This is a genomic window from Paenibacillus albidus (genome assembly GCF_014644435.1).
GTDB lineage: Bacteria > Bacillota > Bacilli > Paenibacillales > Paenibacillaceae > Paenibacillus_AQ > Paenibacillus_AQ albidus.
Genome location: NZ_BMKR01000038.1, coordinates 24271 through 40670, shown reverse-complemented (window position 1 = coordinate 40670; position 16400 = coordinate 24271). Strand labels below are relative to the sequence as shown.

The following is a 16400-nucleotide window of genomic DNA, read 5'->3' as shown; positions in this document are numbered from 1 at the left end:
CTTTATTCGAAAGATTTCGATGAGGGCTTTTCTTTTATTTAGGGCCGAATCCTTCTGTATGGTTCCATTATACGGGTCCAAACAAGGGTTCGCAATCAAATTTTTAAGTGAGTAGACATGAGGGGTGAGTAAAGTTGGCAGGACATCTTGTTCAGTATGGTCGACGCACTCGGCGAAGCTATGCGAGAATTAACGAGGTACTCGAGGTCCCGAACCTGATCGAGATCCAACAAAAATCTTATGATTGGTTTTTGGAGGAAGGATTGCGGGAAATGTTTCAGGACATCTCGCCGATCCAGGATTTCACAGGAAATTTGGTACTAGAGTTCATTGACTACAGCCTGGGTGAACCGAAATATACGGTTGACGACGCTAAAGAGCGGGACGTGACGTATGCGGCTCCTCTGCGGGTGAAGGTGCGGCTCATTAATAAGGAGACCGGTGAGGTCAAAGAGCAGGAAGTGTTCATGGGAGATTTCCCGCTGATGACGGAGACCGGCACTTTTATTATCAATGGTGCAGAACGGGTTATTGTCAGCCAGTTGGTTCGCTCTCCAAGCGTCTATTTCAGCACAAAAGTGGATAAGAACGGCAAAAAAACCTACACCGCCACAGTGATTCCGAATCGCGGAGCATGGCTGGAGCTTGAGACCGACGCTAAGGACATCATGTATGTCCGTATCGACCGGACTCGTAAAATTCCGGTTACTGTACTTCTGCGTGCTCTCGGTTTCGGCAGTGATGCCGAAATTCTGGAACTGCTTGGCAATGATGAATATATTCGCAACACGCTGGATAAAGACAACACGGACTCTACCGAAAAAGCGCTTATCGAGATTTACGAGCGTCTGCGTCCGGGCGAACCACCGACACTTGACAATGCCAAGAGCCTCTTGGTTGCGCGTTTCTTTGATCCAAAACGTTACGACCTGGCCAATGTAGGCCGCTACAAAATCAATAAAAAGCTCCACATCAAGAACCGTCTGTTCAATCAGCGTCTGGCTCAGCCTTTGGTTGATGAAGCTACGGGAGAAATTCTTGCTGAATCCGGCCAGATGGTGGATCGCCGTCTTTTGGATGAGCTGATTCCTTATTTTGAAAAGAATGTTGCCCATAAGAACTACCGTGTAAGCGGTGGGGTAATGGACAGCGAAGATATTCCGCTGCAAACGATTGACGTATTCTCGCCAATTGAAGAAGGCCGGGTTATCAAGCTGATCGCCAACGGCAACATCGACAAGTCGGTCAAGCATATTACTCAGGCTGATATTATATCCTCAATCAGCTACTTTATTAATTTGCTGCACGGTATCGGCAATACGGATGATATCGACCACTTGGGTAACCGCCGTCTGCGTTCTGTAGGCGAACTTCTGCAGAACCAGTTCCGCATCGGGTTGTCCCGTATGGAGCGTGTTGTGCGTGAGAGAATGTCCATCCAGGATGCCAATGCGATTACGCCTCAGGCCCTGATCAACATTCGCCCTGTTATTGCATCAATTAAAGAGTTCTTTGGTAGTTCACAGCTGTCGCAGTTTATGGACCAAACGAACCCGCTTGCGGAACTGACGCACAAACGTCGTCTTTCTGCACTGGGACCCGGCGGTCTGACCCGTGAACGCGCGGGCTTTGAAGTGCGCGACGTCCATCACAGTCACTATGGCCGGATGTGTCCAATCGAAACACCGGAAGGTCCGAACATCGGGTTGATCAACTCCTTGTCCACCTTTGCCCGCATCAATGAATACGGCTTTATTGAAGCTCCGTACCGTTGGGTGGATCCGAAGACAGGCAGGGTAACTGAACAGATCGATTATCTGACCGCCGATGAAGAGGATAACTATGTAGTTGCCCAGGCGAATGTGCTGATCGACGAAGAGGGTTCCTTCAAGGAAGATATGGTTATCGTTCGTTACAACAAGGACTCCGATAACATTACGACGATGCCTAGTAATCGAGTCGACTACATGGACGTATCACCTAAGCAGGTCGTATCCGTCGCTACGGCGCTCATTCCGTTCCTTGAGAACGATGACTCCAACCGCGCACTGATGGGATCGAACATGCAACGTCAGGCCGTTCCGCTTCTTATTCCGAAAGCTCCGCTTGTAGGAACTGGGATGGAACATAAATCCGCCAAGGATTCCGGCGTATGTATTGTTTCCAAGTATGACGGGATTATCGAACGTTCTTCAGCTAATGAAATTTGGCTGCGTCGTGTCGAAGTCGTTGAAGGCAAGGAAGTCAAAGGCGATATCGTTAAATATAAATTACACAAATTTATGCGTTCGAACCAAGGGACTTGCATTAACCAGCGTCCGCTGGCTAAACGTGGGGACGTTGTTAAGAAAGGTGACATTCTCGCAGATGGACCTTCCACGGAAATGGGCGAACTCGCTCTTGGCCGCAACGTAGTTGTTGCGTTCATGACATGGGAAGGTTATAACTACGAGGATGCGATCCTGCTGAGTGAAAAGCTGGTGAAAGAAGATGTGTATACCTCGATTCACATTGAGGAATACGAATCGGAAGCCCGTGATACGAAGCTGGGACCTGAGGAAATCACACGTGATATTCCAAACGTTGGAGAAGAAGCGCTTCGCAATCTTGATGAGCGCGGCATCATCCGCATCGGTGCCGAGATCAGTGCCGGCGACATTCTCGTTGGTAAGGTTACACCTAAGGGAGTAACAGAGCTGACAGCAGAAGAACGCCTGTTGCACGCGATCTTTGGAGAGAAGGCCCGTGAAGTTCGTGATACCAGCTTGCGCGTACCACATGGTAGTGATGGTATTATCGTGGACGTCAAAGTGTTTACCCGCGAGAACGGCGATGAGCTGCCTCCAGGCGTAAATCAACTGGTTCGTGTCTATATCGCTCAGAAGCGTAAAATTTCTGAAGGCGACAAAATGGCCGGACGTCACGGTAACAAAGGTGTCGTTGCCCGTATTCTGCCAGAAGAAGATATGCCATTCTTGCCAGACGGCACACCGGTGCAGGTTGTACTGAACCCGCTGGGCGTACCTTCACGGATGAATATCGGACAGGTGCTGGAGGTTCATATCGGTATGGCTGCCCTGCGTCTGGGGATTCACATTGCCACACCGGTATTTGACGGAGCGCGTGAGAATGACGTCTTCGATACGATGGAAGAGTCTGGTATGCAGCGCAATGGTAAAACTATACTGTATGACGGACGGACAGGCGAACGCTTTGAACGCGAAGTTACGGTCGGTGTCATGCACATGATCAAACTGGCGCACATGGTTGATGATAAAATTCATGCCCGTTCTACAGGTCCTTACTCACTCGTTACACAGCAGCCGCTGGGTGGTAAAGCTCAGTTTGGTGGACAGCGTTTCGGGGAAATGGAAGTGTGGGCGCTGGAAGCTTATGGTGCTGCCTATACCTTGCAAGAGATTTTGACCGTGAAATCCGATGACGTGGTTGGTCGTGTCAAAACGTACGAATCCATTGTCAAAGGCGAGAATGTGCCGGAACCGGGTGTTCCTGAATCATTCAAGGTATTGATCAAGGAGCTGCAGTCTCTCGGGATGGATGTTAAGATCCTCAGCGGTGACGAGCAGGAGATTGAGATGAAAGAATTGGATGATGAGGACGAGACGTCAGGCGACAAGCTCAGCCTCAATCTGGAAGGCTCGGAAGTCGGAGTAGAGTAATTAGCCAGTATCAATTTCATTACAAAAAGGACCGTGCCCTCTTTTGATGCAACCATCAAGGGAGGGCTATGCGGTACTAAATCAGGATTAGGTTAAGGAGGGTTGCTCCTTGTTGGACGTTAACAATTTTGAATTTATGAAAATCGGGCTCGCATCTCCGGAAAAAATTCGTTCTTGGTCCCGCGGAGAAGTTAAAAAACCGGAAACCATTAACTATCGCACACTGAAACCGGAAAAAGAGGGTCTTTTTTGTGAGCGCATCTTTGGACCTCAAAAAGACTGGGAATGTCATTGCGGTAAATACAAACGTGTCCGTTATAAGGGCGTAGTCTGCGACCGCTGCGGTGTGGAAGTTACCCGTGCCAAGGTTCGCCGTGAACGTATGGGCCACATTGAGCTGGCAGCTCCGGTATCACATATCTGGTATTTCAAAGGGATTCCAAGCCGTATGGGTCTGGCTCTGGATATGTCTCCAAGATCCCTGGAAGAGATCATCTACTTTGCATCCTATGTTGTAACAGATCCGGGCGAAACACCGCTGGAGAAGAAACAACTGCTCTCCGAAAAAGAATACCGCAGCTACCGTGAAAAATATGGCTACGGATTCCAGGCGGGTATGGGTGCTGAAGCAGTGAAGAAGCTTCTTCAGGATATTGATATTGAAAAAGAACTGGAATTCCTCAAAGAAGAACTGCGCACGGCCCAAGGCCAGCGCCGTAACCGGGCTATCAAACGTCTGGAAGTCATTGAAGCATTCCGCAACTCCGGCAACAAACCTGATTGGATGATCATGGATGTGCTTCCGGTCATTCCTCCGGAGCTTCGCCCAATGGTTCAGTTGGATGGTGGCCGTTTTGCCACGTCCGACTTGAATGATCTGTACCGCCGGGTAATCAACCGGAACAACCGTCTCAAAAGACTGCTTGATCTGGGCGCTCCCGACATTATTGTACAGAACGAGAAACGGATGCTTCAGGAAGCCGTCGATGCCCTTATCGACAACGGCCGCCGTGGCCGTCCGGTAACCGGTCCGGGTAACCGTCCGCTCAAATCTCTCAGCCATATGCTGAAAGGTAAACAAGGACGTTTCCGTCAGAACTTGCTCGGTAAACGGGTTGACTATTCCGGTCGTTCCGTTATCGTTGTAGGTCCGTACCTGAAGATGTACCAGTGCGGCCTGCCTAAGAAAATGGCTCTGGAACTGTTCAAGCCTTTTGTTATGAAAGAATTAGTTAACAAGGGCCTTGCCCACAACATAAAGAGCGCCAAGCGCAAAGTAGAGCGTGTTAGTCCTGAGGTATGGGATGTGCTTGAAGAGGTAATCAGAGAGCATCCGGTCCTTCTGAACCGGGCCCCTACGCTTCACCGTCTCGGTATTCAAGCCTTTGAACCGATTCTGGTAGAAGGGCACGCCATTCGTCTTCACCCGCTCGTATGTACGGCTTATAATGCCGACTTTGACGGTGACCAAATGGCGGTACACGTACCTCTGTCTGCAGAAGCGCAAGCGGAAGCACGTATCCTTATGCTGGCATCCGGGAACATTCTGAACCCTAAGGATGGCAAGCCGGTTGTTACCCCTTCCCAGGATATGGTCCTCGGTACATTCTACCTGACCATGGACAACAAGGAAGAGAAGGGTACGGGCATGATTCTGCGCACCGTGAACGAAGCTGTATCAGCTTACCAGCGCGGAACAGCGGGTCTGCATGCACGTGTGGCGATTCCGGTCAAAGCACTGGGCAAAACCTGCTTCACTGAAGCACAACAGGAAGCGATGATGATTACGACGGTCGGCAAGATTATCTTCAACGAAATCTATCCGAGCAGTTTCCCGTACATCAACGAAGCTACCAAAACCAACTTGCTGCACGGAACGCCTGAGAAATACTTTATCTACGAAAAAGGTGCCGACATCCGCGAACTGATCCAGTCTGCTCCGGAAGCAAGTGCTGTAGGTAAGGAATATCTGGGTCTGATCATTGCCCGTTGTTTCGAGACCTATCATACAACCAGAACCTCCGTGATTCTGGATAAAATCAAACAACTCGGCTTCACCTATTCCACACGTTCCGGTGTTACGGTTGCCGTATCGGATGTTATCGTGCCGGAAGAAAAAGTCACGATTCTTAAAGAGTCCGAGGCTAAGGTTGATGTGGTTGCGAACCAATACCGTCGTGGTCTCATCACCAATGATGAGCGTTATGACCGTGTTATTGAGATCTGGTCGAAGACGAAGGATGATCTGACGAACGTCCTCCTGAAATCGATGGATCGTTTCAACTCGATCATGCTCATGGTTGACTCCAAAGCGCGGGGTAACAAATCGCAGATCACCCAGCTGGGCGGTATGCGTGGACTGATGGCTACACCATCGGGCCGGATTTTTGAATTGCCGATCAAGGCGAACTTCCGTGAAGGACTTACCGTCCTCGAGTACTTTATCTCTACCCACGGAGCGCGTAAAGGTCTGGCCGATACAGCGCTGCGTACAGCGGACTCCGGTTACTTGACACGTCGTCTCGTTGACGTGGCTCAGGACGTTATCGTTCGTGAAGAGGATTGCGGTACGGATAAAGGCTTCATGGTTAGCCGTATTCAGGATGGCAAAGAGGTTATTGAGGATCTGTACGACCGTATTGAAGGCCGTTACTGCTTCGAGACTGTCCGTCACCCTGAGACTGGCGACATCATCGTTCATCGCAATGACCTCATTGACTCCGATAAAGCGGAGGCAATTGTCAATGCAGGTGTTACCAAGCTGCAAATCCGTTCCGTCCTCAGCTGCCGTGCCCGTCACGGCGTCTGCAAGAAATGTTACGGACGTAACCTGGCAACAGGCAAACACGTGGAAATCGGTGAAGCAGTCGGTATTATCGCCGCTCAATCCATCGGTGAACCGGGAACTCAGCTCACCATGCGTACGTTCCATACCGGGGGTGTTGCGGGCGATGATATTACCCAAGGTTTGCCGCGTATTCAGGAGCTGTTTGAAGCCCGTAACCCTAAAGGTCAGGCTACAATCAGTGAAATCGACGGCGTAATCAAAGAAATCCGTGAAACGAAGGACCGCCGTGAAATCGAGGTTCAAGGTGAAGCGGAATCGAAGACTTATTCGATTACTTACGGTTCGCGTCTGCGTGTAAGTGAAGGGCAAGAGATCGAGGCCGGCGATGAGCTGACCGACGGTTCGATTGACCCTAAAGAAATGCTGCGTATCAAGGGGATCCGCGGGGTACAGAACTACATTCTGCAAGAAGTGCAGCGTGTATACCGTAACCAGGGCGTTGAGATCAATGATAAGCACATTGAAGTTATGATCAAACAAATGCTGCGCAAAATCCGGATTATCGACGCTGGAGACACTACTCTCCTGCCGGGCGCTTTTGCGGACATTCATGAATATGAGGCAGCCAACAAAGAAGCCATTCTTTCCGGCAAAGAGCCTGCAGTTGCCAAACCGGTACTGCTGGGTATTACCAAAGCCTCGCTCGAGACGGATTCCTTCCTGTCCGCTGCGTCTTTCCAAGAGACTACACGTGTCTTGACCGATGCTGCGATCAAAGGAAAAGTGGATAAACTTCTCGGTCTGAAAGAAAATGTTATCATCGGTAAGCTGATTCCTGCCGGTACAGGTATGAACCGCTACCGTAATGTTAAGCTGAGTGATCCTAATGAAGAAAGCACGGAAGAGTCTTTAGAGCCTGTTCCTGCCGAGTAATATAAATCACTGCCAGTGTACAATCGCGTCACACCCTTTGAAGGGGGGCGCGGTTGCCTGCTGTGACCTATATAATTTTCATTGCTGATGTTCTTGACATCGCCTGTTGATAATGCTAAAATGTCTAAGGTGCGTGAGTAGCCATGTTATCCTTAATTCATTGGAGGTAATAATATTGACTAATGATAGAGGACTACAGGATGCTCAGGTCAAGATCGGTACCAAGCAAACCGTCAAGGCGGTGGAATTGGGCCAAGCTGCAGAAGTCTATGTGGCAGAGGACGGAGATCAAAGGCTTACTTCCAAGATTGTTATGCTTTGCAATAAACAAGGTGTGAAGATCACTTATGTGGACACCATGCTGAATTTAGGCAAAGCCTGCGGAATTGAAGTTGGCGCTGCGATGGCAGCCGTCTTAAAACAATAGCTAGAGAATGTTTTTGTACCGGGGGTACACACTTCGGAGCAAGGACTTTTCATTTGTCTTTTTATGAACCACCTGGGTCTGTGGACTTAAAGTTTGTTCGTAAATCGATCATTATTTCAGGAAGGGGGTGGCAACAACATGCCAACAATCAATCAATTGGTTCGTAAAGGTCGTCAAGCCAAAATCGAAAAATCAAAATCTCCCGCTCTGCAAAAAGGGTTCAACGCCCTGAAGCGTGAGACTACAAATTTGAGCGCTCCGCAAAAACGCGGTGTGTGCACTCGTGTAGGTACCATGACACCACGTAAACCAAACTCAGCACTTCGTAAGTATGCCCGTGTTCGTTTGACGAACCGTCTCGAGGTAACTGCTTATATCCCGGGGATCGGACATAATCTTCAAGAGCACAGCGTTGTATTGCTGCGCGGAGGAAAAGTTAAGGACCTTGCAGGGGTTCGTTATCACATCGTTCGCGGCGCACTCGATACTGCAGGTGTAGCTAACCGGATGCAAGCTCGTTCCAAGTATGGTGCGAAACGTCCGAAAGTTAAGAAATAAGAAAGCTTCTGAATAATAAACAATAAGAAAGGGGGATATCCATGCCACGCAAAGGTCCAGTTACTAAGAGAGACGTATTGCCAGATCCGTTGTATAATAGCAAGTTGGTTACTCGTTTGATTAACCGTATTATGCTGGGTGGTAAAAGAGGTGTCGCTCAAAGCATTCTGTACAATTCGTTCAAGTTGATTGAAGAACGTACAGGTAAAGAACCGATGGAAGTTTTCGAAGCTGCCATCAAGAACATCATGCCGGTATTGGAAGTTAAAGCTCGTCGTGTCGGCGGTGCCAACTACCAAGTGCCTATCGAGGTTAAACCGGAAAGACGTACTGCTTTGGGATTACGTTGGCTTGTAAACTACTCCCGCAACCGCGGCGAGAAGACTATGGAAGAGCGTTTGGCGGCTGAGATTATCGATGCTTCCAACAACACAGGCGCTTCCGTCAAGAAACGTGAAGATACACACAAAATGGCTGAAGCAAACAAAGCGTTTGCTCACTACCGTTGGTAGGATTATAGTCGTACAAATAACTTCTATTTTGGAAGGAGACCCATTTCATGGCAAGAGAGTTCTCCTTAAAAAATACACGTAATATCGGGATCATGGCGCATATTGATGCTGGTAAGACTACTACCACTGAGCGGATTCTTTTCTACACAGGCCGTACGCACAAGATCGGTGAAGTTCACGAGGGTGCAGCTACAATGGACTGGATGGAACAAGAACAAGAGCGCGGAATTACGATTACTTCCGCTGCTACAACTGCTGCATGGAAAGGTCACCGCATCAATATCATTGATACCCCAGGACACGTTGACTTCACTGTTGAAGTTGAACGTTCCCTGCGTGTATTGGATGGGGCAGTTGGCGTTTTTAGTGCGAAAGAGGGCGTTGAGCCTCAGTCTGAAACTGTATGGAGACAGGCTGACCGTTATGGTGTTCCCCGTATCGCATATGTGAACAAAATGGATATTATCGGTGCAGATTTCCTTAACGTTATCGTAAGCATGCGTGATCGCTTGCAAGCCAATGCAGTTGCAATTCAACTGCCAATCGGCGCAGAGAACGACTTCAATGGTATTATTGACCTGGTTGAGCAAAAAGCTCATATGTTCAAGGACGACCTGGGTCAGAACATTGAAGTAACGGATATTCCAGCTGAGTATCTGGAACAAGTTGAGGAGCTTCGTCTCGAGTTAATCGAGAAGGTTGCTGAACTTGACGAAGATCTGACTATGAAGTACCTGGAAGGCGAAGAAATTACAGTTGATGAGATCAAAGCTGCTCTGCGCAAAGGCGTAGTTGAAGTTAAGATCTTCCCTGTAATTGTTGGATCCTCCTACCGCAACAAAGGGGTTCAGCTTATGCTGGACGCTGTTGTAGATTACTTGCCATCTCCTGTTGATGTGCCTTCTATTACAGGTCATCTTGAGGATGGAACTGAGGCGATTCGTCATTCTTCGGATGAAGAACCATTCTCGGCTCTGGCATTTAAAATCATGACTGACCCTTATGTTGGTAAACTTACATTCTTCCGCGTATACTCCGGTGTTCTGGAGTCTGGTTCTTATGTAGTTAACGCTACTAAGAACAAACGCGAACGTATCGGCCGTATCCTGCAAATGCATGCGAACAGCCGCCAAGAAATTACAATTGTATATTCTGGCGACATCGCAGCAGCGGTAGGTTTGAAAGATACAAGCACAGGTGATACACTATGTGATGAGAAACATCCGGTTATCTTGGAGTCCATGAACTTCCCTGATCCGGTTATTGAAATCGCAGTTGAACCTAAAACCAAAGCCGACCAAGATAAATTGGGCGTTGCTCTCGGTAAGCTGACTGAAGAGGATCCTACTCTTCGTGCACATACCGATGAAGAAACAGGCCAAACGATCCTGGCTGGTATGGGTGAGCTTCACTTGGACATTATCATCGACCGTATGCGTCGTGAATTCAAAGTAGAAACCAACGTGGGTAAACCACAGGTTGCTTACCGCGAAACGTTCAAGGCACCTGCTCGCGTCGAAGGCAAGTTCGTTCGCCAATCCGGCGGTCGCGGTCAGTACGGTCACGTATGGGTTGAATTTGAACCCCTCGAGCCAGGTACTGGCAGCCAGTTCGAAAGTAAAGTTGTCGGTGGCTCGGTACCAAGAGAGTACATCGCTCCTGCACTTGCGGGTATTGAAGAGCAAATGAAGAATGGCGTTATTGCAGGCTTCCCGCTTGTAGACGTTAAAGCTACCATCGTAGATGGTTCCTATCATGATGTTGACTCCAACGAAATGGCGTTCAAGATTGCCGGCTCGATGGCGCTTAAAGCAGCTAAAGAGAAATGTCAACCAGCTTTGCTTGAGCCAATCATGAAAGTGGAAGTAACTGTTCCAGAGGAATACATGGGCGATGTAATGGGTATGCTGAACTCCCGTCGCGGTAGAATCGAAGGTATGGATTCCCGTGGTGGAGCGCAAATTATCCGTGCAAAGGTACCTCTTTCCGAAATGTTCGGATACTCCACAACTCTTCGTTCCGGTACTCAAGGACGCGGCGTATTCTCGATGGAACTTTCTCACTATGAGGAAGTACCTAAATCCATTGCTGAAGAAATCGTAGCCAAGAACAAAGGCGGAGAATAATTACCCGTTTTAACCTTGCCGTCCAGGCAACCAGTCAGTCATCCTAAGAAACTCACCCGGGCGGCTCAAATATAGGAACCCCACATTAAGGAGGAACTGTTCAAATGGCAAAGGCAAAGTTTGAACGTAACAAACCGCACGTTAACATCGGTACTATTGGTCACGTCGACCATGGTAAAACGACTCTGACTGCTGCAATCACAACTGTATTGTCCAAAAAATACGGTGGTGCTGCTGTAGCATTCGACCAAATCGATAAGGCTCCAGAAGAGCGCGAGCGCGGTATCACTATCTCCACAGCTCACGTTGAATATGAAACTCCTAACCGTCACTACGCACACGTAGACTGCCCTGGTCACGCCGACTATGTTAAAAACATGATCACTGGCGCAGCGCAAATGGACGGAGCGATCCTGGTTGTATCCGCAGCTGATGGCCCTATGCCACAAACTCGCGAGCACATCCTGTTGTCCCGCCAAGTAGGCGTTCCTTACATCGTTGTATTCTTGAACAAATGCGACATGGTTGAAGACGAAGAGTTGTTGGAATTGGTTGAAATGGAAGTTCGCGACTTGCTGAGCGAGTACGACTTCCCAGGCGACGACACTCCAATCATTCGTGGTTCTGCTCGTGAAGCTCTGCAAAACCCAGACGGTGACTACGCTCAAAAGATCGTGGAAATGTTCGAAACTATCGACACATACATCCCACTTCCAGAGCGTCAAACTGACAAACCTTTCTTGATGCCTGTCGAGGACGTATTCTCCATCACTGGCCGCGGTACTGTGGCAACTGGTCGCGTAGAACGCGGAACAGTTAAAGTCGGAGAAGAAATCGAAATCGTTGGTATTCACGAAGAAACTAAGAAATCCGTAGTTACGGGCGTAGAAATGTTCCGTAAATTGCTGGATTCCGCTCAAGCCGGCGACAACATCGGAGCTTTGCTTCGTGGTGTAGACCGTAACAACATCGAGCGTGGCCAAGTATTGGCTAAACCGAACTCCGTTAAGCCACACACTGAGTTCACTGCTCAAATCTACGTTTTGACTAAAGAAGAAGGCGGACGTCACAAACCATTCTTCACTGGTTACCGTCCACAGTTCTACTTCCGTACAACTGACGTAACTGGCATCATCAACCTGCCAGAAGGTACTGAAATGGTTATGCCTGGTGACAACATCACTGTAACTGTTTCCCTGATCTCCCCTATCGCTATTGAAGAAGGTACTAAATTCTCCATTCGCGAAGGTGGCCGTACAGTTGGAGCGGGTAGCGTAGCTTCCATCCAAAAATAATTTCGTTTCTATCCGTTAGGATAGCTGCGAGATAAATAGACAAGGACTCTTTCTTAGGAAGAGTCCTTGTTTTTTGTCATTTAATCATATAAAAAAACTCCGCCCTATCTTAATTAGGGCAGAGTCTTTAGCGACCAGTTTAGAGTCCTTATATATTTTCAGCGTAAGCAGGACTTGGAATCTTACTAAGCACTACATAGAGTGAGGAAGGAACATCACCGGTGTTCCGGTATGAAAAGGTTTCTTCTCCTCCAATGTGGATGACTTCACCCTGATTAAATGGATGCTCCTGTCCGTCCACTGTAATCGTACCCGCTCCACTCAAAGCATGGATATATACATCCGCCTCAGGATGAGTATGTGCAGGCAGTTCATGATCGGGCATGAAGTTAAGCACAAACACAACACTATCATCCTTTTTGAACAGAATCCGTTTGGTAAAGCGCTCCTCTTTATACTGAATGGCCTCTGTAAGTAATTGTTTTTCCATGATAATCTCTCCTTTGATTGGGTATGAATTATAGCCGGACTTCATATTCGCAATGCTCATGACCGCTGACATTACATTTGATCTCTTTTACTGAAACCTTGCTATTAAACATTTTGGAAAGGGCTCCTTCAAGTATAGCTCCTTCCAAATCACAAACCATCTTCTCCTCCTCCAGTGTAGGCAAGCCTTTGCAAAAGCAGTCATCCACAACAATATTAAGCTTGCGTTCATCCTTGTGAATAATACGGGGGATTCCTATTTTTAGATCTGTAAAAATCTTCAGCAGTTCATCAATGGTCTTAACAGGCAAGCTTTCGCCTATCTTCCGGCCAATGGTGAGCGTCGTGCTTTTACCCCCCATCGGAAGACCCTGGTTTAATCCAATTAGGCGGATGGTACGGAACAGCTCCAGGGGGACCATATCTCCCAGTGTAGTCCGATTCATCTTTTTCATATCCTCAAATGTGTAGCTCTTCATGAGGTTCACCTCCTGTTGCTTTGTTTTTATATCTTTATTGTGCCAGAGGAAAGAGGAATATTCCTTGATTTAGATCAATTTTTATCTATTAATGTGTGGGAAATCACGGGGCCTATTTAGATATGATGCTATGGTGTGGATATGCAGTGGAAGGAGAGAGCGGCATGCGGAGTACGTGTTGTCATACGGATTTATGTGTTCAGGCTGTACCGGTATTTAAGGGGCTGGCTGAGGTTGAGCTTGCTAAAATTGCAGCCATTACTGAATCCAGTCCATACAGCAAAGGAAGTATTGTATTTAGGGAAGGCCAGCCGGCCGACTCGTTGTATGTTCTGAATAATGGGTTAATGAAGCTATCGCAAATCAGCCATGAAGGAAAACAGCACAACCTGAGATTTTTGTTCCCTGGCGATTATTTCGGACAGTTTGATATCCTGCAGAATAAGCAGCATTACGCGACTGCAGAGATGCTGGAGAACGGTAGAGTATGCCGCATTCACCGGAAAGACCTGATACCGCTTATCAAGCAGAACGCAGACCTTGCATACAGCTTCCTCATGACCATGAGTGAACAGCTTCGTCAAGCTGAGGAGTGGGCAGGAGCTCTGCACATTCTGGATGTGGATAAAAGATTGGCCAAGCTGCTTCTGCACCTGTACTCCAAAATCGGCCTTCAGTCAGGAGATCAGGCAATAAACGATTTCATCACACTTCCTGCGGCTAAAAAAGAGATTGCAGCCATGATCGGCACCACGCCGGAAACCTTAAGTCGAAAGCTGAACTTTTTTGAAGAAAATCGTATCATCGAGGTCTGTAAAAGAAATATTCATATCAGAAACATCAGAGCATTAAATGACATAGCTGAAATCGGGTTAGATGAAGTGAAAAATAATGGAGTAGAAGCGGTGTGTACGTAGAGATATATTGAATTCACTTGCTTTTTGATTAGATTTGGCCCAAATTCATGAAGGAATACACAGGCTGCAAAAAAATATACATTCTTTTTGCATTTACTCTTGCAATACCGCCGCCTATTATATATAATAATAAATGTTGTTCTGAGACGTTGCGATGATGTGAGAGGTTACTGACACACCCGGCCCCTTTGCCATGGGGACGAGGTCGGAAAATTTTCACGGAGTATGTCCGATACCAAATTGGGCGATAGAAGGAGGGAATAAAATGGCAAAGCAAAAAATTCGTATTCGTTTGAAAGCATACGACCACAGAATTCTTGATCAATCCGCAGAGAAAATCGTTGAAACGGCAAAACGTTCGGGTGCAGGTGTATCCGGTCCGATTCCGTTGCCAACTGAGAAACAAATCATTACAATTCTACGTGCGGTACACAAGTACAAGGATTCCCGTGAGCAGTTTGAAATGCGGACTCACAAGCGTCTGATCGACATTGTGAACCCAACACCACAAACTGTGGATGCCTTGATGCGCTTGGACCTGCCGTCCGGTGTAGATATCGAAATTAAATTGTAATTCTATTATTAAGTAACTTTAAGGATGAAAAGAGGTGTCAACATTGAAAGGTATCTTAGGAAAAAAACTCGGTATGACTCAAGTGTTTACTCCAGAAGGTAACGTAATCGCGGTTACGGTTATCGAAGCTGGACCTTGTGTGGTACTGCAAAAGAAAGACCTGAATATCGACGGATATGAAGCAGTGCAGTTGGGTTTCTCCGATAAGAAAGAGAGCCGCTCCAACAAGCCTGAACAGGGTCACGCCAAAAAGGCAAATGCAACACCTAAGCGCTACGTTCGCGAAATTCGCGGTGTTGACCTCGGGTCTCTCGAGGTTGGACAAGAGCTGAAGGCTGATATCTTCGCAGAAGGCGAATTTGTTGACGTAACTGGTACATCCAAGGGTAAAGGTTTCCAAGGTGTTATCAAACGCTGGGGACAAAGCCGCGGACCAATGGCACACGGATCGCGTTACCACAGAAGACCGGGTTCGATGGGTTCCATTCAAGCTAACCGCGTTCCTAAGGGCAAACGCCTGCCAGGACACATGGGTCATACGACCATCACGGTTCAAAAGCTTGAAATTATCCGGGTTGATGTAGAACGTAATGTATTGCTGGTTAAAGGCGCAATTCCGGGCCCTAAAAACAGCTTCGTGAAAGTTAAACAAACCGTTAAGAAATAATTACTGAAGAAAGGAGGAACATGAAATGCCAAAAGTAACACTTTTTAATATCAGTGGTAACGAAGTTGGCGAAGTTGAATTGAGTGAGACAGTGTTCGGTATTGAACCGAATGTGCATGTACTGCACGAAGCTGCGCTTATGCAAAGAGCTTCCCTGCGTCGTGGTACTCACAAAGTTAAAGGACGCTCTGAAGTGCGTGGCGGCGGACGTAAGCCTTGGAAACAAAAAGGTACAGGTCGTGCTCGTCAAGGCTCCATTCGTTCTCCACAATGGAAAGGCGGCGGCGTAGTCTTCGGACCAACTCCACGCAGCTATTCCTGGAAACTGCCTAAGAAAGTTCGTCGTTTGGCCATCAAATCCGCATTGTCTTCCAAAGTATTGGATCAAGACATTATCGTATTGGATAGCTTGACAATGAATGCTCCGAAGACGAAAGAATTCGCAGCGATTCTGAACAACCTGAAAGTAGACCGCAAAGCGTTGATCGTAGCAACAAGCTATGATGATAACGTAGCTCTTTCCGCTCGTAACATCCCTGGGGTGAAATTCGTAGCGGCTGACGGCATTAATGTTCTTGACGTACTGACGTACGACAAACTGATTATCACTAAAGAAGCAGTTCTGAAGGTAGAGGAGGTGTTCGCGTAATGAAAGATCCTCGTGATATAATTAAACGTCCGGTGATTACGGAACGCACATCCGAATACATGAGCGAATTGAAATACGCTTTTGAAGTGGATATCCGTGCTAACAAGACCGAAATTAAAAAAGCTGTCGAGGCTATTTTTAAAGTAAAAGTAACAAATGTGAACACAATGCGCGTACCTGGCAAACTGAAACGTTACGGCAAATATTCCGGCTATACTCCGGAATGGAAAAAGGCCATCGTTAAGCTTAGCCCGGACAGCAAACCGCTTGAATTCTTTGAAGCGGCTGAATAAAACTCTGTGAAGT

14 protein-coding genes are annotated in these 16400 nt (G+C 47.6%); 12 read left to right on the top strand and 2 right to left on the bottom strand.

Annotated elements, in window-relative coordinates:
• Positions 1 to 134 precede the first annotated feature (134 nt).
• The 7 genes from rpoB (at position 135) to tuf (ending at position 12319) form a co-directional block, all read left to right on the top strand.
• On the top strand, positions 135 to 3680 hold the full coding sequence (rpoB, locus tag IEY53_RS28255; RefSeq protein WP_189030931.1) for a DNA-directed RNA polymerase subunit beta: 3546 nt from the start codon (positions 135 to 137) through the stop codon (positions 3678 to 3680).
• Positions 3681 to 3789: 109 nt separating this feature from the next.
• Entirely contained in the window at positions 3790 to 7401 is a 3612-nt protein-coding gene (gene rpoC / locus IEY53_RS28250) for a DNA-directed RNA polymerase subunit beta' (protein ID WP_189030929.1), read from the top strand.
• 175 nt (positions 7402 to 7576) lie between these two features.
• The gene (locus tag IEY53_RS28245; RefSeq protein WP_189030927.1) at positions 7577 to 7828 is read left to right on the top strand and encodes a ribosomal L7Ae/L30e/S12e/Gadd45 family protein; all 252 of its coding nucleotides are present in this window, start codon (positions 7577 to 7579) and stop codon (positions 7826 to 7828) included.
• A gap of 138 nt (positions 7829 to 7966) precedes the next feature.
• On the top strand, positions 7967 to 8386 hold the full coding sequence (gene rpsL, locus IEY53_RS28240; RefSeq protein WP_189030925.1) for a 30S ribosomal protein S12: 420 nt from the start codon (positions 7967 to 7969) through the stop codon (positions 8384 to 8386).
• A 41-nt stretch (positions 8387 to 8427) separates the two neighbouring features.
• Positions 8428 to 8898 carry a 30S ribosomal protein S7 gene (gene rpsG, locus IEY53_RS28235; protein WP_087918354.1) on the top strand — a complete coding sequence of 157 codons (471 nt, stop codon included), beginning with the start codon at positions 8428 to 8430 and terminating at the stop codon, positions 8896 to 8898.
• A 47-nt stretch (positions 8899 to 8945) separates the two neighbouring features.
• Positions 8946 to 11024 carry an elongation factor G gene (gene fusA, locus IEY53_RS28230; protein WP_189030923.1) on the top strand — a complete coding sequence of 693 codons (2079 nt, stop codon included), beginning with the start codon at positions 8946 to 8948 and terminating at the stop codon, positions 11022 to 11024.
• A gap of 104 nt (positions 11025 to 11128) precedes the next feature.
• Complete coding sequence (gene tuf / locus IEY53_RS28225; protein WP_189030921.1) at positions 11129 to 12319, top strand: elongation factor Tu; 1191 nt, start codon at positions 11129 to 11131, stop codon at positions 12317 to 12319.
• A gap of 148 nt (positions 12320 to 12467) precedes the next feature.
• Here the strand turns inward: tuf and IEY53_RS28220 are convergent, their stop codons facing one another.
• Both IEY53_RS28220 and IEY53_RS28215 read right to left on the bottom strand, forming a co-directional pair.
• Positions 12468 to 12809, bottom strand: a complete 342-nt coding sequence (locus IEY53_RS28220) for a cupin domain-containing protein (RefSeq protein ID WP_189030919.1) — start codon at positions 12807 to 12809, stop codon at positions 12468 to 12470.
• Between the two features lie 28 nt (positions 12810 to 12837).
• Positions 12838 to 13287, bottom strand: a complete 450-nt coding sequence (locus IEY53_RS28215) for a V4R domain-containing protein (RefSeq protein WP_189030917.1) — start codon at positions 13285 to 13287, stop codon at positions 12838 to 12840.
• Positions 13288 to 13451: 164 nt separating this feature from the next.
• Here IEY53_RS28215 and IEY53_RS28210 point away from each other — a divergent pair, with 164 nt between their 5' ends.
• The 5 genes from IEY53_RS28210 (at position 13452) to rplW (ending at position 16387) form a co-directional block, all read left to right on the top strand.
• A complete protein-coding gene (locus tag IEY53_RS28210) occupies positions 13452 to 14204 on the top strand; it encodes a Crp/Fnr family transcriptional regulator (protein ID WP_189030915.1) in 753 nt (250 codons plus the stop codon).
• A 265-nt stretch (positions 14205 to 14469) separates the two neighbouring features.
• Positions 14470 to 14778 carry a 30S ribosomal protein S10 gene (gene rpsJ, locus IEY53_RS28205; RefSeq protein WP_005544556.1) on the top strand — a complete coding sequence of 103 codons (309 nt, stop codon included), beginning with the start codon at positions 14470 to 14472 and terminating at the stop codon, positions 14776 to 14778.
• A 43-nt stretch (positions 14779 to 14821) separates the two neighbouring features.
• The gene (rplC, locus tag IEY53_RS28200; protein WP_189030979.1) at positions 14822 to 15445 is read left to right on the top strand and encodes a 50S ribosomal protein L3; all 624 of its coding nucleotides are present in this window, start codon (positions 14822 to 14824) and stop codon (positions 15443 to 15445) included.
• A 25-nt stretch (positions 15446 to 15470) separates the two neighbouring features.
• Complete coding sequence (gene rplD / locus IEY53_RS28195; RefSeq protein WP_189030913.1) at positions 15471 to 16094, top strand: 50S ribosomal protein L4; 624 nt, start codon at positions 15471 to 15473, stop codon at positions 16092 to 16094.
• Positions 16094 to 16387 carry a 50S ribosomal protein L23 gene (gene rplW / locus IEY53_RS28190; RefSeq protein WP_189030911.1) on the top strand — a complete coding sequence of 98 codons (294 nt, stop codon included), beginning with the start codon at positions 16094 to 16096 and terminating at the stop codon, positions 16385 to 16387. The genes rplD and rplW overlap by 1 nt, the downstream gene beginning before the upstream one ends.
• Positions 16388 to 16400: the final 13 nt, after the last annotated feature.